This window comes from Mucilaginibacter psychrotolerans (assembly GCF_004519315.1).
GTDB classification, from domain to species: domain Bacteria; phylum Bacteroidota; class Bacteroidia; order Sphingobacteriales; family Sphingobacteriaceae; genus Mucilaginibacter; species Mucilaginibacter psychrotolerans.
On record NZ_SOZE01000026.1, the window covers coordinates 42,219 to 65,467 of the forward strand.

Consider the following 23,249-nt stretch of genomic DNA (forward strand, 5'->3'; position numbering starts at 1 on the left):
ACTATTGCTTTTGATAGCTTAATCATAGCGTGATTTTGGCAGGGTTGTGGCGTTTAAGATACACATTATGATTGAATTATCAAAAAATGGATTGCCTAAAATACTAAGCGTAATTAAGCTAATTAATTTGCCTCCTCGCCTGCTTCGCCTTTTCATCCAGTTCCCTTAGGTTCGTATCTATAGGGTGCTCTTTTAGCAACTTCGCGAAGAACATCAGATTGGCAACTAAATACCGTACCGTTTGGTTGGTGAAATAATGCTTTTCGCCGTCGGCTTCCACGTAGTTTTTACCGCGACCGGCAAGACCTACCCAGTAGGCGTTTACGTTTGGCGGTATAGTGAAACCGAACTCCTGCATAGCCCAAAGCACCTGGGCAGCACAGGAATGCGCGCCATCTTCATTGCCGGTAATTAAACAGCCCGCTACCTTATTGTAAGTGAAATATTGCCCGGTTTCTTCATCGGCAAAGCCCTCTTCGTGGAAAATGGCATCCAACCGCTCTATAACCAATTGCGCTGTAGATGCCAGGCGGCCCATCCAGATGGGAGTAGCCAGGATGAAGATATTGCAGTCCTGTATTTTTTTGAGTAGGATAGGCCATTGGTCGCCATCGCCCAAATCGCTTTCGTTGCCAAATTTTACGTTGTAATCCACCAGCCGCAAAACTTCGGTTTCGGCACCCTGCTCCTGCAGTTGGGCCACAGCCTTTTTAATGAGGGCATCGGTATTAGAAAATTTCGGCGATGGTTTTAGGGTGCAGTTAAGGATGAACGCTTTCATAATTATCCGGATTGATGTATTTAAACAACACCTGCCGGATAATTATGTTGGTTGCATCCCGCTAAAACTTATTCGAAATACGACTAAGCCATCCGCCCGGCTTTTTCTACCGGATTTTTGGTGGCGATGGTTAAGTTTTCTGATGATTGGCTTAAGGAAATTGATTAACAATTGGCAGACAACAGTGTATTATTTAGTAAAAACTACTAAATAAATTTTTCAGGCACTATTTCATCAAGGGAATGTTAATTTTAGCACATGGTAACACAAGCACAGGTAGAAGATTTTATACTGAACGGGCATAAGGAATACATACCCCATGTGTCACTGGATTGCGCCATATTCGGCTACCACGAGCAACAATTAAAGCTACTGCTTATACGGCATAAGGCCGTAGATGGCTGGTGCCTGCCCGGCGGTTATATTAAACGTACCGAAAAGCTTGTGGAAGCAGCCGCCCGCAACGTAAAGGAACGCACAGGGGTAGATAACCTGTTTTTGCAGCAGTTTAAAACCTTTGGTGACCCAAACCGGGCCAAATTTGAAGAGTTTGACGAAGACAGGTGGTACGAGGTATTAGGCGTGCGCGTTGGCCGGGGCAACTGGCTGATAGACCAAACCATCTCTGTAGGTTTTTATTCGATAACTGATTTTTCGCGCACGGTTTTGCAGCCCGATATGATGAGCATCGAATGCGATTGGTTTGATATCGACAGCCTGCCGCCCTTGGAGTTCGACCATAATGAGATGGTGCGCGAGGCCTTGCACACCATGCGCATACACCTGTACCATTACCCCATAGGCTATAATATGTTGCCCGAGAAATTTACCCTTACAGAGATACACGCTCTATACGAAACCCTGCTGGGCAAGAAACTCGACATTAGTAATTTCCCCAAGAAGCTGATAGCACTTGGCTTGCTCATAAAGCTGGACGAGAAACGCAGCATAGGCCCGCACCGCTCGCCGCATTTATACCAGTTTAATAAAGAGCGTTACCACGAAGCATTAAGGAATGGTGTTGTGCTGAGCTAACCGTGTTTAAAAAGCCGGTAACGCAAAGCACAAATAAAAGGCAAAGTGCAATCTTTAATCTATCAGCACCAGTATTTTTTGATGAACAACTCATCGGGCGAATCTACGGCCATTTCAGTAGAACTGGCATCTACGCGTTTTTGATAGGTTTTGCGCATGTTCCTGCTGGCTCAGGATGTTCTTTATTTTGGATGCCAGTATTTCGAATTTGAAGGGCTTGGTCATGTAATCGCTGGTGCCTGTACCTAGCCCCTTTATCTGCCTTCATAAATGCAGACGTTATAAACCCGGCAATCGCTCAAGCTATTTTAACGTTTTAAGATAACTAAGCATGTTGCCCGATAGGGGCGCGCCGATGCTTTTGAGTTTGTTGAGGTAATATTTTTTCACCTCGGGCCAGGCATAAAAGTTGGGGTAAACGGGTTTGAGGCCAGCAATAGCGGCATCCTTTTCGTTCAGCAGGCAGCGTAGCAGGTAACCGCCGGTGTTGTTTTTATACAATATCCACTGCACGTTGGCGCTCAGCGGTATCACCTTGGCCGATTCCCAGTTTTTGTTGATGAGCTGGATGTAAGTACCCACTTTATCCGAGCGGTTTAAGCCAAGCAGCGCGGCAAAAGGCGATATGGTTTCGGCATGGGAGAAACGCAGGTTAGCGACGATTTTTTTGCCTGCGACAAAACTATCGGTGGTTTTGAGAAAGTCGGCCAGCAGGGGCGCGGCAATTTTCACCTGTATGCCGTTAATATCGGCACCGGGGCCTTTGGTAAAAAAGTCTTCGGCAACATCAATACGGCTAAGCGTTGCCAATTCATCGCAGGTAAAAAAGCTTTGGAAGCTGAGATCATGATTGGAAAAGCCTGCTTGTTTTACTTCCTGGTTCAATGAATAAACAATGGTAGCAAAGCCAAAAAAATCATTCACAAACTGGCTTTGATTAGCCGCGCTTATGGTTTTCGTGAAATCGGCAGTAAAAAAACGGGCGGTAACGCGTGTATTCAGTTCGGCTATGCTGAGGTAGTTCTTTAAATCGTCTACTATCTTTATCCAACTGCCGTTCTTTTCAAAATCGAGGTAGCCGGGCGAGAGGTCGTAAAAGCGGAGGGTGGTATCATTGATGCCTTTCTCAATGATCGTTTGATTTCTTAGCAATGGCTGCAGGCCTTTCAAAAAAGCATCGGCGCTTTGGCGGGTGCGTATCTCTTTGGTAACAGTTACGGTAACCCTGGGCCTATCGGCAAAAACGGCTGAGTTGTTTTGATACAGGCGCGATGCAATACCCATGAGTTCGGTTACGCCCTCTGTAGAAATATTTTTGGTGTTGCCTTTTTCAACTTTATCCAACGCGAGTACCATTTTCTTTAATTGCTGCCCTAAAACGGTCAGTGCCTTTGCGCTATCGGCCTTTGCAATCAACTGGTAAACATACGCCGAAGAAGGTGCCTTGGTTAAGTGCCGTGCACCATGCCTGCCTACATAATTTACAAATACAGCCTTATAGCCATCCGGTATTTTTACGGTTGTGTTTTTAGGCTGCGTGTATAGTGTTTTCGTTCCTAAAAACACGCTGTCGCATTGCTGGGCAGTAGCGGTGTTGGCTATCAAAAACAATAGCAGCAGTAAGGGTAATCGGATAGTCATAGGGTTTAGCAAATATAAACACAGGGGCAATAAAAAGAGCGGTTTATTCTTCAAATATATAGTGTTTGTTTCAGGAAATATTGTTCATTCCTCTTTAAATAATCGGATTTTATAATCAGTTCCCTCCCCCCTATAAACACCAATGCCCGGCAAAAAGCCAGGCATTGGGTTATGGTTAAATTTTGTTTTTGTTTAGAATGCGTAACGCAAGCCAAACTGCATCTGCCAGCGTGAAGCAAACAGGTCAACAGAGTAAGGCACGCCCGGATCGCTAAAGGTGTATTTAGGATACGTTGTTGATGCCGAACCAAAGGCAGGGGTCGTTTTCGGAGTTAAGCCTATACTCGATGTTGAGTTGAAGGTGTTTGCCGAGAAGTAGTACTGGCCCCAGTGCTTGTTAAGCAGGTTGGTTAAGTTTACGATATCGTATGTGAAAGTAATTACTTGTTTACGTTTGCCGCTGCCGAACTTAAAGTCTTGTGAGAAACGGAAATCTAAGTTATTGTTCCATGGCGTAAACGCAGCGTTACGCTGGGTGAACTGGCCACGACGGGTAGACAGGTATTTATCTTTATCAATAAATGCATCAAATGCTGCTGCCTGCTGCACGGCGGTTGCGCCACCGGCAACATCGCTAAAGAAGTTTACGGTTTCGCCAACCTTTGGTATGTAGGCTAAGCTAACCTGCTGACCTGTACCATCGATAGCATTTGGCAGGAAGCCGTAAGAATACGGGTTGCCCGATTGTGCGCTAAAGAAGAAAGCGAAATTAGAGGTTAAGTTGCGGTTGTTACCCCAGTTAATGTTATAGTTAACTGTTGATACGATACGGTTACGGATATCAAAGTTTGAGTTAGCTAAACCCGGATTGTTTGGGTTAAGCGCCTGGTTTAACTGCCAGTTACTTTCCATGGAGTTACGGATACCGTTGGTGATATCTTTAGAATGGCCATAGGTATAAGCTACCGAAGCATTTAAACCACCAATTTGTTTAGCCACCTGTGCTGTTAAGCTGTAGCGGTAACCCTGGTTGGTGTTTGATAACAGGTAAGCGTTGGTGTATGATGAATTAACTGCCGTATTCACATATATCGGCTGCTGTTTGTTTACATCGTACGGGTAATAGGTTACCTGGTCGGTAGTGTTTACCTGTTGGAATTTCAAATCGCGGATAACTTTGGTATAAATACCTTCCACGGTGAATTTCCATTTATCGGCAGTGCTATAATCGTAAGCAAGGTTACTGCGCCATACCTGCGGCATTTTAAAGTTGTTGTCAATTAAATCTACCTGGGTTGGGCCTGTAGATGCAGTACTAACCGGGTTTAATGTTTGCTGGTTAACAAAATTTAAACCACCGTTGTTAGGCGCTTGCACAGGGTTTGTACCCGGAGTAAATACGTATTTGTTTGAACGTTTATCAAATGCACCGTAAGTGTTACCATTATTATAAAACGCATAACCAAACCATGCAAACGGAACACGACCTGTAAACAAACCGCTACCACCGCGTAATATGGCTGTTTGATCGCCATTGATATCATAATTAAATGATACCCTTGGGTTAATTTGCACATTACCTAAGTAATTGTTTTTGATATCAGCCGGTTTGGTGTAGGTAAAGGTAGTACCGTAGTTAGGGTCTACAGTTGCACCGGTTGTTTTGCTGCTCAATGGCTGTTTAGTAGGTACGTCTGCATAATCAAAACGTACACCTGCAGTTAATTTAAAATTATCTGTCAGCTGTATCTCGTCCTGGCCATAAAGGCTCAACAAGTTAACTTTAAACCTGGCCGATGGATTGGCCATGATATAATCGCGGGTGTTGTTGGTATAGTTATAATTGGCACGTACACGCGATGGGTTGTTGGCCAAGAAGTTTTCAATGCTGCTGTAAGCAACACGGCCGTTCCAGGCGTTTACAAAGTTGTAAGTGATATTATAAAATTCGTTGTGTGTACCGAAGGTAAACGTGTGCTTACCTTTTGCATAGGTAAGGTTATCGGTAAACTCGGTAGTTTTCTGGCGCATATCAAATATGGAGGCCTCCCTATCGGTACCCAGGAAAATGGTGGTACCAGGCGTGCGGCCCGTGATCTCTATCTGCGGCAAAGCAGGGTTAGAAGTTGGGTCGCGGAAATCATGTACGTTTGAATATCCTAATACCAAACTATTGCTCACGCTATTGCTAAACCTCGATTTTAATTCGGCAACAGTTGATGATGAGTTGTTGTGCGATACGTAATCGATACCGCCGAAACGGAAGTTCTGCTGATCGCGCTCTAAGTTGGTTGCGGTAGAGCTAATGGTGTTGTTACGTAAAGTCAACTGGTTTTTATCATTGATGTTCCAATCGATACGGTTAAAGTATTTGTTCGATTTTGAGTAGATCGACGTGTTGTTGTAAGTACCCGGATCAAAGCCGTAGCTGATCATCTTGGCAGAAATGTTCTGCGCATCTGTAAGGCTAAGTATATTGGCCGAACCTGCAGTACCTGCACCGGCGATAACCGGATCCTGGCGGCGGGCAATCTCTTCGTTGGTGAAGAAGAACAATTTGTTTTTGATGAGCGGGAAACCTAAACGGATACCGGTCTGATAATCATGAAACGATGATGGCAAGCTTGAGCCGTCGCCGCCCGATGCTGCTTTAGCGTTGTTTGGGCCTACTAAGAAAGCACCACGGCCGTAACCATAAATAGAACCGGTAACATCGTTGGTACCGCTGCGTGTTACAGCGTTAATACTACCACCCAATACGTTACCAATTTTGATATCGTAAGGGGCAACCAATACCTGTATATCCTGTATAGCATCTAACGATACCGGGCTGGTGCGTGTGCTGCTACCTACCTGGCCCGATGCATTCGACTGGCCGCCTAATGATGGGCTGAAACCGATAGCATCGTTGTTGATAGCACCATCCAGCGTTACGTTGTTGTAGCGATAATTGGTACCCTGAAATGAGTTATTGTTGCTTTGTGGCGTAGTGCGGGTAAGATCCTGCAAACTGCGGTTAATGGTTGGCATGTTGCGTATCTGGCTTTGGCTGATACGGGTAGAAGCGCCTGTCTTGGTAGCACCGCCGTTTGCTACAACCTTAACCTCTTTAAGCGAGGTGGTTTCGTCAATCAGCAAAAAGTTGAAGCTGGCACTTCCCAGTTGCAGGGTAATATCGGTGCGCTCATCTTTTTTGTAACCTATAAATGTAGCAGTTATAACGTACGGACCACCGGCATTAACGTTGGCAATGGTATAACGGCCATCGGTATTGGTTTGCGATCCATAGCGTGTACCAGTACTGGTGTTTACCAATGAAATGGAAACGCCCGGCATCGATAGGCCTTTTTGGTCTACAACCTTTCCGCTAACCACAGCAGTGGTTATTTGCGCGTTTGCCGCAAGGGCAAAAAGTAATGTAATTAATAAAAAGTATAGCTTTTTCATGTGTGTTATTTAAACAGCACAAAGGTTCGGCTATAATGTTACCATAGTGTTAAGAATGAATTAACATTTAACACGTTGTGTAATCCAAAACAGCATATTTGTGTTAAGCCGGTGTTAAATGAGCGTTATTGCTGCAAAATACTCCTGAAAGTGTTATGCAATTGTTAGGCAAACTTAGTTAGGTGGAGGCAATTGTGCAAATGCATGTTGTGTATCGTCCAGGCTCAGGTACAGGGCTTTGGCCAATAGCGGTAACTGCTGCGCATTCAATGCTTTTTTTCCGCATTCAATACGGCTCAGCAGTGCCCTGTCTATCACAATCTTTTCGGCCAGGGTGGCCTGCGAGAGGTTCAGCTCCAGCCGGTGCTCTTTTATATATGCACCAAAATGAGGGTAGTGGCTCAAATCGGGCTTGGTTTGCGGCCCGTCTTCGGCGGTTGCCGATATGCCGGTCGGCATTGGCGGCAATAGCAGGTTGTTATCAAAAAAATGGCTAAAGTTTACCGACATCTGCTCAAACAGCTTCTCATCTATGCAGTACGTCGCTTCAGCGCGCACGTTGCGTACTTTTATTATACCCAAGCCGCGCAGTTCCTGTATGTGTTTGTTGATGGTTTTTGCATTAAGGTTGCTTGCATAAACGGCTTGCTTGGTAAGGCAGTTGCCGTTCTCGGCTATCATGCGCAGAATAAAAACCCGTATGGGCAAAGCAATAGCGCGGGCAAAAGCCGAAATCTGGGTATCTATTTCGCTGAAATGGGCATGCAATAAACTCATTGGGTAGATAGTGGTATTCGGCAACATTAAAAAAAGCTGCCCCATGGTTATCCCGGGGCAGCTTCTTTAAATAATTAGTATTATTATTTTACAGCACCCGGGGTTTCGTAAGGCAACGTTTGCGGGTTGAAATGAGCCCAGCCGGCTGTCCAATCGGTAGTGCCGAAAGCGCCTTTGAAAGTAACTTGCTCAAAGAAAGCATCAGCAACTTTAGCGTTGGTGAAAGCAGCGCCGGTTAAAGCCGGAGAAGCAGCAATCTGTATAAAGTTAGGAACACCAGCCCTGGCAGCAGGAGCTATATCAGCACCGAATTTGTAAGCATCGGTATAAATACCTGCTGCGTAAAGATCAGGAGAGAAAGTGTTTACGGCGGTAAGCAACGGGGTAACAACACCTAAAGCGGTTGCATTAGAGGCTTTGATCTGGTTGCCTTTGCTGTTGCTGCCTGCAATAAGGTTGTTAGCAAATACCGAAGTACCGGCTACTAAGTTACCCGACGCGTTTGCTGGGGCAGTACCGGCTGCATCATCATAAAATACACCTTCGGTATAACCAGCGATAACAGAGTTTAAGATGCTGATAGATGAATTACGACGGATTTGCGCGCCATGCTGAAAGTTAGCATTGATTGATGTAAAATCTGATTTTTCCTTCGGGCCTAAAATAGTCATGTTAGAGAAAACTGCAGAAGTTTGCGGGGTGATGTTTGCACCGGCACCGTTGTTGTCAGATTCGAAACCGTTTGAACCGGAGAAATCTGCAGTTGCAGCTAAGCGCTGTGCTAAACCAAACTGAACTTTACCCGAGAAACCGAAATCTGTATCGAAATCATCATCCCAGCTATCTATAGCTAATAAGTGTTTTGCATTTACAGTACCGCCAAACCATTCGAAAGCGTCGTCGCCAGAGCGATAAACCTCAACGTAATCAATAGTGGTACCAGAGCCAACGCTGCCAAAAGTAAGGCCGTTGATTTCGTTATCGGGGCCCAATGGGATACCGGCGTACTCTATACGTACATATTTTAAAGTACCTGAGTTATCAGCAGCGTTAGTGCCGCCGTATTTACCTTTATCGGTTGCATCAGATATACCTTCTATAGATACCGAAGCACCTGCGTTGTTTGGTGCATTACCCAAAAGGATAATACCGCCCCAATCGCCCTGAGAACGGCCACCGGCTGCAACATTAGACGTAAATACGATTGGTTTATCAACTGTACCAACGGCCTCTATTTTAGAGCCTCGGGTGATGATTAAAGCGCCTTTAGTTGCTTTATCGCCTTTGATTAGGGTGCCTGCCTGTATAGTTAAGGTAACGTTACCAGTAACAAATACATTGCCTTTTAATAAGTAGATCTTATCTGCCGACCAAGTGGTAGCAGTAGTAATATCGCCGGTTACGGTAACAACATTAGATGTTACAGGCGGGTTTACTATCGGTTCGTCATCTACTGTTTTTTTGGAGCAGCTTGTGAAGGCTATGCTTAAGCTTAAGGCTGCCAAGAAAAATACTTTTTTCATTTCTGTTTTTGTTTATAGAATATATTTATTACTGATTTAGGCTTTTAGAAGGTGTAATTGAACGCGAACGAATACGTACTGCCCGGTTTGTAGCTGCTTTGCGGGCCATCGCCGGCATCGTAAACTTTGTTCTTGTTAAAGTCATAGTAGAAGGTGGCACGTTGATTGAAGATATCGCCGGCGTTGAATTTGATCTCGCCTTTGCTCTTCAACACTTTTATGCTCAATTGCGCATCAACCACATCTCTTGGCGCTTCCCAAACGCTTTGGTACTGGGCGCCCGCAGCTACAGAAAGTCTGCGTCCAACACGGTTATAAAGTGCATTGAAGCTCATTTTATTATCCAGGAAGGTGTGCTGCAAACCGGCGTTTATTACATATGGTGCCTGGCCAACCAAAGGGCGTTCACTCTCTAAGAAGTTAAGACGGCCATCGGTTGGGTTTATCGCTGTAGATTTAATAACCGATAAGTTTGCGTAGGCCGATGTGTTTTTAAAGAAATTACTTGCGTTTATAAAATCAAGGGTCTTGCGTATCTCTAACTCGGCGCCATAAACATTGGCTTTATCGGAGTTGAAGTACGTAATTGTGCGGGTTGAGGCAGCATCGTCGTTATAAGCCTCGATAGCGTGGGTGAACTTTTTATAGAAACCCGATACCGAGATAATTTGGCCGGCAGAAGGATATAGCTCAAAACGGACATCAAAGTTGTTGATGCTCGCTTTTTTAAGCAGCGGGTTACCTTGCTGAAAAGCAAGCAACTCGTAATCGTAATACCTTGATGTGGCAAGCTCCCTAAACTCGGGGCGGGCCAAAGTGCGCGAGTAAGAAGCACGCAGGTTTATTTTAGAGGTAAGGGCGTAGGTTAAGTTAGCCGATGGCAACACGTCAACATAATCTTGTTTAACATTGTCTGATGCATTTGCGGCAAGCTTCGGCGTAACTTCTACATTAAATTGTTCTACGCGGGCTCCCCAAACCAACCTCAGTTTGCTACTCAGCTTATTATCCAGCATAGCGTAACCTGCGTTGGTTAACGAGTTGGCGTTGTATGAATCGGGCCGGCCATCAATTTCTTGCAGTTGGTACACATTAGCGTTTATCAAATCGCGGCCGAACAAAGTACTTAGCGGCCTTTGTTTGATGGCATCGGCTGTAGTGGGGTCGTTATCTCTTATTACCGCGCCTAAAAAGCGTGCGTCGTATTCCCTGTTGCGGTACAAAGAACTAAAACCGGCTTTAAAAGTACCTTTTTGCTTAACCATTTTAACCGGCAGCGAGTAGTTCAACGCACCGTTGTAAGAGTCTTCGTTCAGCTTAGCAAATAGGGTAGCATTCTCTTTACCTAAAGAAGAAACGTTGGCCTGGAAAGGGTCGCCGCTGCCAATATTGCGCGAATAACTTGTTTTACGCTGGCCGGGCTGGTCGTTAAGTACGTTGGCGTAACTCGCCTCCCAGTTAATTTTTGAGCCTTTATCGCCTATTGGATGGTTACCTTCTAAAGTTGATTTCAGCAAGGCTTTCTGCAAAAGGTCGAAAGCGTAGTATTTCAGATCTACACCCGAGCCTGTATTGCTACCTGTACGGTACAGAAACTGGTCGTCGTATATCCTGTTGTAAACGTTTTTAAAGGTTATTTTATTCTTACCGTAGGTGTAACCAACGTTCAGCAATGCCCCAATGTTGGTAGAGAATTTGTAGATATCATCGTTATAATGATTATCGTAATAATCGCGTTTTATATCGTTGCCGATAGTTTGCGTATTACGGTAGGTTAAGGCCAATATAGCGCCAAAACGGTTGCCGCTTTTCAGGTCTTTCACCTTGCCGATGGTAAACTGGTAATTTTGGGTTGGCAGTGCCTTGTTGCTGTAGATATTATAGTCGGATGGCAAACTTCTTAACAAACGGATGTTGCGATCTGTAGTTAAACCGTTCACGATGCTGTTATAAGAGGAGAAGCCACTAGCCAATTGCCTGTTACCGTCATCAAAACCTAAATAATCGGTTGCGTTACGCGGGCCGCTCAGGAAATCTTTAAAGGTAGAAGCTGTGTTGTAACTGCCGCCTATGCCAAAAGAAACGAAATTCTGATCGGGCAGGTCTTTCGTAGAAATATGTATCAAACCGCCTGCGAAATCGCTTGGCTGATCTGGCGTGGCTGTTTTAGTAATGGTAAGGTTCTCTACCAGGTTTGATGGTACGATATCGAACGAGAATGCTTTCCTGTTAGGCTCGGTGCTTGGCAACGCAGCCCCATCAAGCATTGCGCTGTTATACCTATCGCTCAAACCACGGATAACCACGAATTTGTTATCCTGTATAGTGGCACCGCTTACGCGTTTCAACACATCGGCGGTGTTCCTATCCGGCGAGCGGCGTATAACTTCAGACGATACGCCGTCTGAGATAGAAACGCTGTTCTTTTGCTGGGCATAAAGCGCCGTTACCGACTCCTGGCGGTAGGTTGCTTTAATAACAACCTCGTTCAGCGCCGTGCTTACCGATGGTGCCAGGGCAACATCAAGCGGGGTTGCTGCGTTGGCTTTAACTTCGATATCCGATATCGACTTGGTTTGGTAGCCTATATAACGCACCAATATGGTGTAACGGCCCGGCGCTATGCCGTTTAACGAGTATCGGCCCTCTACATCGGTAGCAACGCCTTTGGTAGTACCCTCTATGCTCACAGTTGCCCCTATGAGGGTTTCGCTGTTTTTCTGATCTATTATCTTGCCGACGATTTTACCGGTATTCTGGGCTTTAGCCGTTAGGCCTGCACATGCAAACACAAGTATCAAGCCTAGGAAATGTATAACTTTTTTCACCATTAATATTTTGATGCAAAGCTATTTCACACATCTCTTCCCGACGATTTTTGGCCGTTATCAAACCATTATATGTTATTGTGCTTATGGTTACCAATGGTTCAATATTATAACCATTTATACTTAAGGCATCTGCTCCAATGTTAAATTTACGCCCGTATATGCACAAACGGGGACTAAACCGAACACATTTTTGTGCTTAATTACCTGCTACCAGCATATCGTTAAGCTTGCCGTTTACCTTATTGAGCACCCTGATGCAATTGTACATTTCCTGCCAGGTGAGGTCCTCGGCCATCTGCTCTTCAAATACGTTGAACAGGTTGTTCATTATCCCTACGGTATCCTGCGCCTTTGCGGTAAGCGATACCAGCTTACTTCTGCGGTCTTTATGGTTTACGGTTTTATATACGTAACCTTTCTCTTCCAGGGCGGCAATAATGGCCACCATGTTCGATTTTTCTATCAACAGCGTATCGCCAATAAATTTTTGTGTGCTGCGGCCGCCCTGGCGGCTCAATAGCAGTATTATCTGGTAGTGTTGATAAACGTCTATCTCTTTTAAAACGGTAAATAAATACTGATGATAAGATTTATTGGCCAGCATCAACTGCAGGCTTAAGTCTTCTCCGAAATTCATAATAAAAAGTTGAGGCCCGGGCCCCTGCGAAGAACAGGCCGACGGGCAAATTGCCGATTGCGTTAATTATTGAAGAATGGGCTTAACAGCCGGCAAGGAAATCAAATAAGCAGGGTTTGCAGCTGAAGGTATTTCTGCGAAACGAGCAAGGGCGCTTTGCGGGAGAGGAAGCGCGAATAAAAATCTTTAAGCGGATACTGGCAGGCACAAAAAAACAAGCCGAATACCAGGAAAATTGCAAATATAGGGCGCAGTTTTAAATGTACCGGCGGCGAGGAAATGTGCTTTTTTTTGATGAACTCCCAACTTGCATCATGTATGCCATGATCCACAACGGGTTGAGATGATACTTTTTGTTTTACAATTAAATGTTTGGGGTGGCTTGCCCGGTAGCCATAAAGCGCAACAGCCGCAGGCAGCACGTTGATGAACAACGTTATTGCCAGGAACAGGAACGTCGAAAACGCTTTTAACATTCGGATAGTTGATACACGGGTAACAATCAAAGTTCAGCATCCTGCAGCTCGCAATCAACAAAACTAAATTTGTTAACCAAAGCTTAATGTTAATTAAACATTGGTAAGCGGGCGCTGTGTGTTACCCGGCAACTTCAAGTTCCGTTTCAGCTAAGGGGTTCAAGGCCAACTCCCGCAGGCAGTCGAAGTAATCGGCAGCAAGGTCGTCCCAATTAAGGCGGCCACTATATTCAAGCCCCTTCTGTGCAAACTGTGCGGCAAGCAGGGGGTTAGCAAGCGTGAGGGAAATTTTTTCTATATAATCAGCCGCATCATAAGGCCTGCATTTAAACCCGTTGATGCCTTGCTCAATAAAATCGGCGGATCCTCCCCCATCGGCTATTACGCAGGGCAAGCCCGATGCCATGGCCTCCAGCACTACATTGCCATAGGTTTCTGATACAGAAGGGAACAGGAAAATATCTGCCGAGGCATACAGCACAGATAGCTGGCCATGGCCCACCTTACCGGTAAAAACGGCGTGGGGCATACGCGTCTTACATGCTTTCAATGCGCTGCCATCGCCGGCAATTACAAAGTTTACTACAGGGTTTTGGTTCTGCATGCCATCGTAAACCTCAAAAAGGGTTTCAAGGTTCTTTTCCCACACCAGCCGGCTGGCAAATAATACGGTAGGGTTATCGTTACAGGTAAGTTCGCGCAGGGCTTTTTTATTCCTCTTTTGCGGAGAGAAAAGACCGGCATCCATGCCGCGCTTCCATATCTGCATACGGTGGGCTTGTACGCCCATTTCTGCAAGCTCTACCTTCATGCTTTCCGATGGTACGTATATTCTATCGCACTGGTTGTAAAAAAGCTTATGCCGGGCCACTACCAGTTGCCGGGTGCTGTTTATTAAAAATGGCAGGTGCTTAAAATAATAATCTATGTAGGAGATAAAGTGCGTGTGGTAGATAGTCATTACCGGCAGGCCGTTTTGGCGCGCGTAATTTAGCCCGAAGTTACCCAGTAACGATGGCGTGGCAATGTGCACCACATCGGGCGCAAACTTGCGCAACGCGTGTTTCATGCGGCTCTCTGCCAATACCGGCAGGGCCAGCGAATACCCCGAATTAACAAACAAGGATACATGCGGCACGCTCATGCTTTGATGGCCCTTGATGTTCTCGGGCCCTTCGCCGTATATAAACAGGAACTCGAACCGGCTATCGTCTATCCGGTCAATCAGCTGGTACATGGTGCGTATGGCGCCATCCAGTCCTTCGGTCAATATCTCGGCAAAAAAGGCAACCCGCACCCTTGGACCGGTGTAACCCGGCGCAATAACACCCCACTCGTTCATCATATAATCCCCTCCTGTTCAGAACGGTACCGGCGCGCTGCGGCGCCCTTTACGCCTCATTTTGGCGCGTTGCCTTATCTCTGTTAAAGCGCTTTTATCTTTTGGCGTGCGCATGGCCACCCAAATTACGAATGCTGCTATCGCCAGCATCACCAGGTCGATTGTAGTATATCCCGCTTCCATAATAGCCTTAATTTGATAATAATAAAGCTACGGGCTTAGTTTAACCGGGGTGTTAAGTTTATATTATGATACGTTCTTTATCAAAGAAGGCATGATGGCTTTGGGCATATGGCCGCCTATGGTTATTATACTGTTGCAGGAATCTACGGGGGAAGTATTTATCCTAATCAGGGCTGGTGGGGATTTTGCCGCTGATTTTTGATTTATTGATTAAGCCGGCGGGCATGCCAGGTAATCAATAAATCAGTACATCAAGTATCCGTTTCCCTCTATCATATCGAGGGCGGGCGGCGTGGCTTATCCGGCCAGGCAGTGGCGTTCGCGGGTGGCCAGGCTGTTCAACTTTTCTTTTAAGATCGCGCGTGCACGGTGCAGGGTAGTGCGCGATAACAGTTCGCTCATACCCAAACTACTGCCAATCTCCTGGTGCGAGTAGCCCTCAATGGCGTACATGTTAAAAACCGAGCGGTAGGTTTTTGGTAATGCCTGGACCATCTTCATCAGTTCCTGCGCTTCCAGGCCGTTGGCGTTGTAGCTGCTGCTCACCGGTATGTTCTGCTCGGTAAAGTCATCAACCAAAACCATGGTTTTTGCCTTACGGTAGCGCGATATGGCACTGTGTACCATTATACGGCGTATCCAACCTTCCAGGCTGCCTTCGCCGCGGTAGTTGTGCATGTTTTTGAACATTTTGATAAAGCCCTCCTGTAGTATATCCTGGGCTTCGTCTTTATCTTTGGCGTAGCGCATGCAAACGGCCAGCATTTTTGGCGCAAGCATTTTGTACAACTGTTCTTGTTGTTTTCTGTCGTTCTGTAAGCATCCTTCCCATAGGGCGCTCAACTTTGTGTCGGTGTTCGGTGTCATAGTAATATTGTAGTGATTCGGTATATGCCAAAACTCAACCAGTTTTTTATTTAATTGATTTTCAGCTAGTTAATTTTAAAAGCGATTTTCTACTGTTCGCTTCCGTACAGTTAGCGTTCTTTAGCGTACGCATATGTTTGTGTGCGTTTTAAACTAAGTAAACAACCTTACGATACATGACGTTATTGCGCTACAACAGGCTGCTTAATTTGGTTATTTAGGGTGTTTTAACGGGTTGGGGCGGGGTGAAAAAACGTGTTCGGAAGTGTACAGCTTATGATTTTACCGCAGAGAACGCTGAGGAGCCGCAGAGAGGCACAGAGCCTTGCAAATTCTTTAAGGAGTTTTGTTTAGTCGCAAGCCCAACTCTTTGCAATCTCCGTTTCTGAACCGATTAAAAACCTCTAATCACTTGCACAGCTTTGTGCACCTCTGTGCCTCCTCTGTGAACTCTGTGGTTAAAAAACAAGCACCATGCAAATCACCCCCCACTGCAAGCTGAATTATTTACCTTTGTAAAGTCCGGGATAAAAACCCGGCATGGCAACATGATCAAAGAAACCGAAATTGTTTGCCCTCCGGGGCAGCACGAAGATGAAGCGGCACTAACGGCCCTTGCCTCGGCAGCCATCAACATCCCCCAACAAAGGATACAGGGGATAAAAATTCTGAAACGCTCTATAGATGCACGCGGCCGTAAGGTGCTTTACCGCATGCAGGTTGCCGTTTATATAGATGAGCCCCCGGTGCCCGAGGTTTACAACCACCAATATAAAAGTGTTAAGGATGCGCGGCAGGTCATCATCGTAGGTGCAGGTCCGGCGGGTTTGTTTGCTGCGCTGCAATGTATAGAGCAAGGCCTGAAACCCGTTATACTGGAGCGCGGCAAAGATGTAAAGCAACGCCGCCGCGATTTGGCCAACATCAACAAACAGGGCCTGGTGAATCCCGAATCGAACTATTGCTTCGGCGAGGGTGGCGCAGGCACTTACTCCGACGGGAAACTCTACACCCGCAGCACCAAACGCGGCGATGTTACCGGCGTATTGAAAACCTTTGTAGCCCATGGCGCTACTGATGATATTTTGGTTGATGCGCGCCCCCACATCGGCACCAATAAACTACCGCAGATTATCACCGCCATGCGCGAGAGCATATTGAATGCCGGCGGCGAGGTGCTGTTTGATACCAAAGTTACCAGCCTGGTGGTGCAATTCGGCAAAATACAGGGCGTACAACTGGCCAATGGCGAAAAACTTTTGGCCGATGCGGTGATACTGGCCACCGGCCACTCCGCGCACGATGTGTTCCGGATGCTGCATGCACAAGGGATACTGATAGAAGCCAAGCCCTTTGCCCTGGGCGTACGCATAGAGCATCCACAAGAAATAATCGACCGCGCCCAGTACCACTGCGATGTTCGCGACCCGCACCTGCCGCCATCCTATTATAACCTGGTAGAACAGGTGGAGGATCGCGGGGTATTCTCTTTCTGCATGTGCCCGGGTGGCATTATTGCCCCCTGCGCAACGGCAGCTGATGAAATAGTGGTGAACGGCTGGAGCCCGAGCAAGCGCAACAACCCTTTCGCCAACAGCGGCACGGTGGTGCAGATAAATATGGAGGATGTAAAAGGCAACATGGCCGACCCATTCCGGATGCTGGATTTTCAGCAACGGGCCGAGCACCTGGCCTTTAAAGCCGGCGGCGGTAACCTGGTTGCCCCCGCCCAGCGCATGGTTGATTTTGTGGAACGGCGCGTATCGGCCAACCTGCCCATAAACTCTTACCTACCCGGCTGCAAAAGCACAGACCTGCTTGAAGTACTGCCCGATTGGATACATGCCCGCTTGCGCAAAGCCCTACCGGCCTTCGGGCGGAAGATGAAAGGTTACTACACCAACGAGGCTATACTGGTGGGGGTAGAGTCGCGCACCTCATCACCCATCAAGGTACCCCGCGACAGGGAGACATACCAACACCCGCAAGTTGCCGGCTTGTTTCCCTGCGGCGAAGGGGCTGGATATGCCGGTGGAATTATCTCGGCCGCCATCGATGGGGTAAACTGCGCCAACGGGGTGAAAACATATCTGGGATAACCCGAAAAATCAAAGAAAAACCCCGATTTTCTTCCGAAATCCTCGGGAAAATCAGGGTAAAAATCTTAGGATTTGGGCAGCTTTTTAAGCACTTTGTATATCGCTTTGCCCCAAAATTCGCCCAAAGCTATAGCTCCTTTTTTATTGGGGTGCAGGTAAAAAGTGCCCTGTCTACCCTCCTCCGCCTGCAAATCGGTGAGGTAATTCTTCTTGAAATAAGCGAAGGCTTTGGTATCCCCAACAAACACATGGCCGGGGTTGGCAGCTTGATACCTTGCGGCAAGTGCATCTATTACAGGCATATACGTTTGCAATCGGGTAAGCCCCTCCTGCAGGTAAGTGGCGCCGTTCTGAGTATTCGGACTGTACCAAACAGGGTGCTGATAAATAATAATAGCCGCCGGGAACTCCTTCAGCAGTGTATCGGTAATATCTTTCAGGTTGATGCCGTAATCACCAACGGATACCGGCGCGCCATGGGTGCCTGTTACGGCACTATCGTTAGTGCCTATTTTGATGGAGAAAATAAGTTGGGCATCATGGTTGGTAAAGGCCTTTGCGGCTTGCACTACGGCAACAAAAGCGGGCGTGCCGGGCAAAAAATCCAGCGTGGTGTAACCGCTATGCCCCTGATTACTAAAGCTTACCGCCGCAACATCCTTTTGTTTCCCTAACCATGCAGAAGCCACAACCGGCGGTGCCTGGGTAGCAGGACTATCCAAACCTGCACCATAGGTAATGCTATTGCCAATGTAGACGATATTGAGGTTGCGAGTTTGGGCGTGGGTGGTTGCCATGCTAAAAATGCAGATTAGCAAACACAATATAGATTTATGCCGATTCATTATTTCTTGTTTGGGTGTCTACTCATGTGAAATACAGACATGACTACGATTGTTCTATGGGAATCGTCCATTCGATATAAAATCAGGAATGGAAAATCGCGTACAATTGCCTCCCGAAGTTTACCTTTTAAGGGATAGTGCAAAGGGTTGTTACTTATCGTCCTGATTCTCGCTAATACCGCACTTTCGAACTTTGACCCCAAGTTAGGCTGTTGCTCCTCGTACCAAGCGCTGCTTTCCTTTATTTCTCGTTGCGCTCTTTGAAGTACCCGGAAATTATAACTCATTTTCCGCCACGTTGTTTTCTGTTTAGCTCTAACGACACTTCCAATTCTTCGAGGGTTATCCCTTTATCAACCCCATCCTCATATCTTTTATATTCCTCATCCAATTCGGCTACAAACTCTTTGTCCTCCGACCAATCATACCCCTGCACTATCTCCCCTTCTAATATTACATACAGTGCTTCAACTTTTTTATCGTCAGCATCCCTGATGTACTCGTATAAGCGTTCCCTGATTGCTGTTGTTGTCATAACCTAAGTGCTTTAAACAAATTTACTTATTTTGATTGACGATATCAACGCTTCTCCACCCTATCGTAAAATCCGCCAAACGTATTCGTCTTCACCGCATCTTCGTTAAAGAAATCACCGGGGAAGCCTAATTCTATTTTGCTGGCATCATCCAGTTTTTTGATTTGCTCGTCGCTTAGCTTTACGTCAACGGTTTTCAGGTTATCCTTTAGCTGATCTACCTTTGTTGCTCCCACTATCGGGATACATTGGAAGCCTTTGCTCATGGTCCATTGCAGTGCCACGTGGCTTTCAGATACGCCAAGCTCTTCGGCAATCTCCATTACTACGCGGGTAATCTTTTCGGCGCGCTGATTAAGGCGGTTGCTTTCGGGTTTTATGCGGCCTTTATCCCCCTTTAAGTATTTACCGGTTAATGCGCCGCCTGCAAGCGGTGCCCATGGGGTAACCGTCATCCCGAAGTGTTTGGCCATCGGTATCAGTTCGCGCTCGGCGGTGCGGGCCAGCAGGCTATACTCTACCTGCAAGGCAATGAACTGGCTCCAACCCATCAGCTCGGCAAGGGTATTGCCTTTGGCTACCACCCAGGCGGGCGTATCGCTAATAGCGGCGTAAGTTATTTTGCCTTGTTTTATCAGGTCGTCCATACCACGCAGCACTTCATCAATGGGGGTAATATCGTCCCAAATATGCAGGTACAGCACGTCTATAAAATCGGTCTTCAAGCGTTTAAGGCTATCCTCAACGCTACGCATCATATTTTTGCGGTTGTTACCACTAGCGTTGGGGTTGGTAAGGTTATCTTTTAGGCTGTATTTGGTGGCAAGGACGAAGTAGTCGCGATCGTGGTGGCTAATATAGTCACCGATAATTTTTTCGCTGGTGCCTAGTTTATAAATGTTGGCGGTATCCAGGAAATTACCTCCTTCGTTGGCATAAGCATCCATTATATCGAAACTGGTGGCGGCATCTGCGCCCCAGCCGGCTTCGGTACCAAAGCCCATGGTACCCAGGCAAAGCTCTGATACTTTAAGACCCGAACGGCCTAATAATTTGTATTTCATTTTCGGTAGATTTCAGATAGAACAGTTTTAACAAAGCTGCTGTTTTGCCCGCTTAAATAAAAGCACCAGGTAAACAATAACAACAGGCAATTGTAAATATATAAATACAAAACCACCATGAAAATTATCACCCTGCATAAACCCATAAACTCCGGAGAACTTTTTACACACCTGCAAGAACGGTTAAACCCCATCTTTCAAAAACAACGGCAAAGCGACATCAGCTTCAGCATACAGAAAACACCCGTTGGCATCACCATATCGCAACCCGAACTGTATGAAGGCCCGTTATTTACCTTAGAGGTAAACGGACAAGAACTTTGGATTACCCGCAATGAGCATTATGTAGATGATGTAAATTCTATAACCATTGAATCTATTTTAAACAGTTTATTTGACGATCTATCGGATGGGTTGGGGACAGATTTGGTTTTGGAGGGCTAACAATTGACGTTATAGTTAATTATAATATTTAGCTTTAACGTAAAAACACGCCATGCGGAAATTGTACGTTTTGTTGGCAAGCATTTTCATTTGCCTTACAAGTGTAAAAGCACAAATACAAACAGAGACCGGATACCCCGTTGTAATAAACCAGGACACTCTTCTTACTTTTTATACAGGCCAGGGGTTGTTTAGCCCTGCCGAAAGGGCACAGGCGGTTACCAAACGAATCAACACCCTTATTAACAGGATAGATTTTAACCCAGATTCACTTATTTTAAAAAATGATAGCGCATTATCTGTCATTACCTATCAGGGGCAGATGGTGCTCGCCGTTAACAACAGGGATGCCGCCATTACGGAATTCAGCCGCCCCCAACTTGCCTCTAGTTATCTGGCGATCTTAAAAAAACAACTTGGCAACCTTATCGACAACAATAGCATCAGGCAATTAATTACAAACGTGCTGGAGGCTGTCGCCGTTATAGTTCTGCTGATATTGTTGATATGGGCCGTAAACCGCGCTTTCCGCTGGTTAAAACTAAAAATTATAAAAGCCTGGGAAAGCCGGCTTACTAAGCTGGCCGCCAAAGGCGCGCCCGTTAGTTACGCCAATCGAATTTTACCGCTGATAAATAGTTTGCTGCGGTTGGTGCGGTTTATTATTATTATCCTGCTAGTGTACCTGGCGCTGCCGGTGTTGTTTTTTATTTTCCCCTCATCAAAACCATATGCAACCCTGCTGCTGAGTTATATTGTTGACCCGCTTAAAAGCATTTTGCTGGCCTTTATCCGTTATATACCCAACCTGCTTACCATAGCGGTAATTTTTACCGTAACCCATTACATTGTAAAGCTGATAAAATTTATTGCGCGCGAAATTGAGCAGGGCGCGTTTTCCATTAACGGCTTTTATCCGGAATGGGCAATGCCTACCTCTAATATTATTAAGGTACTGCTTTATGCGTTTATGTTTGTGGTGATATTCCCCTACCTGCCGGGATCCGATTCAAAGGTCTTCCAGGGCGTTACGGTTTTCCTTGGCGTGTTGTTCTCGCTTGGTTCTTCGTCTGCAATATCCAACATGGTAGCCGGTATAGTGCTTACTTATATGCGTCCGTTTAAGGTTGGCGACCGTGTAAAAGTTGGCGACATAACTGGCGACGTGATAGAGAAGAACATATTGGTCACCCGCCTTCGCACCATCAAAAACGAGGATATTACGGTGCCTAACAGCACTATTTTAAATGGGCATACCGTGAATTATACCTCTACAGCAAAAACGCTCGGGTTGATATTGAATACCACCATCACCATTGGGTACGATGCACCCTGGCAGCAGATACATCAACTGATGATAAGTGCCGCTGAAACCACCGAAGGCATACTCGCGGAGCCAAAGCCATTCGTATTGCAAACAGCGTTGAACGATTTCAACGTGAGCTACCAGATAAATGCTTACACCAATTTGTCTAACCAAATGGCGGGCATTTACTCGCGACTGCATCAAAATATACAGGATAAATTTAACGAGGCCGGGGTGGAGATCATGTCGCCGCATTATAGTGCGCTGCGGGATGGCAACCACATACAAATACCCAATGATTCCCTGCCGGATGATTATAAAACGCGTGGTTTCCACATCAAGAAGGAAGAATAGAACAAAACAATAAAAGCCCGCTTTTCAGCAGGCTTTTATTTATCTCTTTAACTATTTTCCTACCCGTGTATCCAGCTGAATTTGTACTCCAGCATAGGGTTTTTCATGCGCTCGGCTACACGTAATAAACGGGCAGGCAGGTTCATGATATAGTCACGTGCTTTTTCGCCGTTTGCTTCCAAACCGGTTACGCTTTCTATATGCCAGTCTTCTATCAGTTCTTTCAATATATCTACATAATCCAAAGCGGTGTAAATACCCAAGCGCTCGGCAGCATCGGTAAAGTGGCCGAAAGTTTGGCCAACCTTTAAGCCAACCTCGCGCAGGAAGTGCGCAGGCATTACGATTTTCTTGCGCATCATATCCTCAAAAGCCAGCATGGCTTCGTTGGCATCTACTTCAAAAATCTTTTCTATAAAATATTTGTAGGCTTTTGCATGGCGGGCTTCATCACCTGCAATAACGCCACACATTTTTGATAGCAGGGTATCACCATCTTTTTTGGCTGCCGATGCCACCCTGCGGTGAGATACGTTTGTAGCCAGTTCCTGGAAAGAGGTATAAATAAAGTTGCGGTATGGGTCGCGACCAGTACCAATGTCAAAACCATCAGCAATAAGCCATTGGGTGCTTACTTCCATCATGCGCATATTTACGCGCCCGCTTAGGTATAGGTATTTGTTCAGCAAGTCGCCGTGGCGGTTTTCTTCGGCCGTCCAGTAACGGGTCCATTTCATCCAGCCACCTTCTTCGTCGTGCGATACGCCTTCAACCATGGTCAGCCACGATTCGTAGGTAGGTAGTGCTTCCTCGGTAATAGTATCACCAATTAGTACGGCAATCAAATCATAAGATAAACCTTTGGCACTTTCCTGTAATTCTTTTATTTCACTGAAAAAAGTAGCTCGCGACGCATCAGGCAAAAAGTCTGATGGTTGCCAGATGGTATCTACAGGTTTTAGGAACTCGAACATCTTCTCCAGCATGTGTGGCTCGATGTGCGACATTACCTCCTTACGTTTTTCTTCAAAAAAATGCATAGTACAGTGTTAGCTTACAAAG

20 protein-coding genes are annotated in these 23,249 nt (G+C 46.1%); 4 read left to right on the top strand and 16 right to left on the bottom strand.

Going from position 1 to position 23,249, the window contains the following annotated elements:
• Positions 1-118 precede the first annotated feature (118 nt).
• Complete coding sequence (locus E2R66_RS20835) at positions 119-781, bottom strand: flavodoxin family protein (RefSeq protein WP_204985969.1); 663 nt, start codon at positions 779-781, stop codon at positions 119-121.
• A 258-nt stretch (positions 782-1,039) separates the two neighbouring features.
• On the opposite strand from E2R66_RS20835, the gene E2R66_RS20840 reads away from it, so the two are divergent.
• Entirely contained in the window at positions 1,040-1,816 is a 777-nt protein-coding gene (locus E2R66_RS20840) for an NUDIX hydrolase (protein WP_133234367.1), read from the top strand.
• Between the two features lie 303 nt (positions 1,817-2,119).
• Here E2R66_RS20840 and E2R66_RS20845 read toward each other — a convergent pair whose 3' ends face one another.
• The 10 genes from E2R66_RS20845 to E2R66_RS20885 form a co-directional block, all read right to left on the bottom strand.
• A complete protein-coding gene (locus E2R66_RS20845; protein WP_133234369.1) occupies positions 2,120-3,457 on the bottom strand; it encodes a histidine-type phosphatase in 1,338 nt (445 codons plus the stop codon).
• A gap of 192 nt (positions 3,458-3,649) precedes the next feature.
• Positions 3,650-6,904, bottom strand: coding sequence for a TonB-dependent receptor (locus E2R66_RS20850; RefSeq protein WP_133234371.1), 3,255 nt, complete (start codon positions 6,902-6,904; stop codon positions 3,650-3,652).
• Between the two features lie 174 nt (positions 6,905-7,078).
• Positions 7,079-7,681: a helix-turn-helix domain-containing protein gene (locus tag E2R66_RS20855; RefSeq protein WP_158288466.1), complete on the bottom strand. Its 603-nt coding sequence runs from the start codon at positions 7,679-7,681 to the stop codon at positions 7,079-7,081.
• An 83-nt stretch (positions 7,682-7,764) separates the two neighbouring features.
• Entirely contained in the window at positions 7,765-9,204 is a 1,440-nt protein-coding gene (locus E2R66_RS20860) for a hypothetical protein (RefSeq protein WP_133234375.1), read from the bottom strand.
• Positions 9,205-9,248: 44 nt separating this feature from the next.
• The gene (locus E2R66_RS20865) at positions 9,249-11,996 is read right to left on the bottom strand and encodes a TonB-dependent receptor (RefSeq protein WP_240049366.1); all 2,748 of its coding nucleotides are present in this window, start codon (positions 11,994-11,996) and stop codon (positions 9,249-9,251) included.
• 235 nt (positions 11,997-12,231) lie between these two features.
• Entirely contained in the window at positions 12,232-12,672 is a 441-nt protein-coding gene (locus tag E2R66_RS20870; protein WP_133234379.1) for a MarR family winged helix-turn-helix transcriptional regulator, read from the bottom strand.
• Positions 12,673-12,773: 101 nt separating this feature from the next.
• Positions 12,774-13,148, bottom strand: a complete 375-nt coding sequence (locus E2R66_RS20875; RefSeq protein ID WP_133234381.1) for a hypothetical protein — start codon at positions 13,146-13,148, stop codon at positions 12,774-12,776.
• A 121-nt stretch (positions 13,149-13,269) separates the two neighbouring features.
• Positions 13,270-14,493, bottom strand: coding sequence for a glycosyltransferase family 4 protein (locus E2R66_RS20880; protein WP_240049363.1), 1,224 nt, complete (start codon positions 14,491-14,493; stop codon positions 13,270-13,272).
• A gap of 15 nt (positions 14,494-14,508) precedes the next feature.
• A complete protein-coding gene (locus E2R66_RS28460) occupies positions 14,509-14,673 on the bottom strand; it encodes a hypothetical protein (RefSeq protein WP_158288467.1) in 165 nt (54 codons plus the stop codon).
• A 297-nt stretch (positions 14,674-14,970) separates the two neighbouring features.
• Positions 14,971-15,540 carry an RNA polymerase sigma factor gene (locus E2R66_RS20885; RefSeq protein WP_133234383.1) on the bottom strand — a complete coding sequence of 190 codons (570 nt, stop codon included), beginning with the start codon at positions 15,538-15,540 and terminating at the stop codon, positions 14,971-14,973.
• Between the two features lie 548 nt (positions 15,541-16,088).
• On the opposite strand from E2R66_RS20885, the gene E2R66_RS20890 reads away from it, so the two are divergent.
• Positions 16,089-17,639 carry an NAD(P)/FAD-dependent oxidoreductase gene (locus E2R66_RS20890; protein WP_133234385.1) on the top strand — a complete coding sequence of 517 codons (1,551 nt, stop codon included), beginning with the start codon at positions 16,089-16,091 and terminating at the stop codon, positions 17,637-17,639.
• 65 nt (positions 17,640-17,704) lie between these two features.
• Here E2R66_RS20890 and E2R66_RS20895 read toward each other — a convergent pair whose 3' ends face one another.
• From E2R66_RS20895 to E2R66_RS20910, 4 genes are read right to left on the bottom strand one after another with little or no spacing between them, the layout of a single operon-like run.
• On the bottom strand, positions 17,705-18,436 hold the full coding sequence (locus tag E2R66_RS20895; RefSeq protein WP_240049364.1) for a GDSL-type esterase/lipase family protein: 732 nt from the start codon (positions 18,434-18,436) through the stop codon (positions 17,705-17,707).
• A gap of 47 nt (positions 18,437-18,483) precedes the next feature.
• On the bottom strand, positions 18,484-18,771 hold the full coding sequence (locus tag E2R66_RS29325) for a type II toxin-antitoxin system RelE/ParE family toxin (protein ID WP_133234389.1): 288 nt from the start codon (positions 18,769-18,771) through the stop codon (positions 18,484-18,486).
• Positions 18,768-19,019 (bottom strand): hypothetical protein, encoded by a 252-nt coding sequence (locus E2R66_RS20905; RefSeq protein ID WP_133234391.1) that lies wholly within the window; start codon positions 19,017-19,019, stop codon positions 18,768-18,770. The genes E2R66_RS29325 and E2R66_RS20905 overlap by 4 nt, the downstream gene beginning before the upstream one ends.
• A gap of 44 nt (positions 19,020-19,063) precedes the next feature.
• Positions 19,064-20,083, bottom strand: a complete 1,020-nt coding sequence (locus tag E2R66_RS20910; RefSeq protein ID WP_133234393.1) for an aldo/keto reductase — start codon at positions 20,081-20,083, stop codon at positions 19,064-19,066.
• A gap of 117 nt (positions 20,084-20,200) precedes the next feature.
• Between E2R66_RS20910 and E2R66_RS20915 the strand changes: the two genes are divergently transcribed.
• Together E2R66_RS20915 and E2R66_RS20920 are read left to right on the top strand one after the other, a co-directional pair.
• Entirely contained in the window at positions 20,201-20,527 is a 327-nt protein-coding gene (locus E2R66_RS20915) for a hypothetical protein (RefSeq protein ID WP_133234395.1), read from the top strand.
• A gap of 52 nt (positions 20,528-20,579) precedes the next feature.
• A complete protein-coding gene (locus tag E2R66_RS20920) occupies positions 20,580-22,187 on the top strand; it encodes a mechanosensitive ion channel family protein (RefSeq protein ID WP_133234397.1) in 1,608 nt (535 codons plus the stop codon).
• 59 nt (positions 22,188-22,246) lie between these two features.
• Here the strand turns inward: E2R66_RS20920 and E2R66_RS20925 are convergent, their stop codons facing one another.
• Positions 22,247-23,227 (bottom strand): acyl-ACP desaturase, encoded by a 981-nt coding sequence (locus E2R66_RS20925; RefSeq protein WP_133234399.1) that lies wholly within the window; start codon positions 23,225-23,227, stop codon positions 22,247-22,249.
• Between the last annotated feature and the right edge of the window lie 22 nt (positions 23,228-23,249).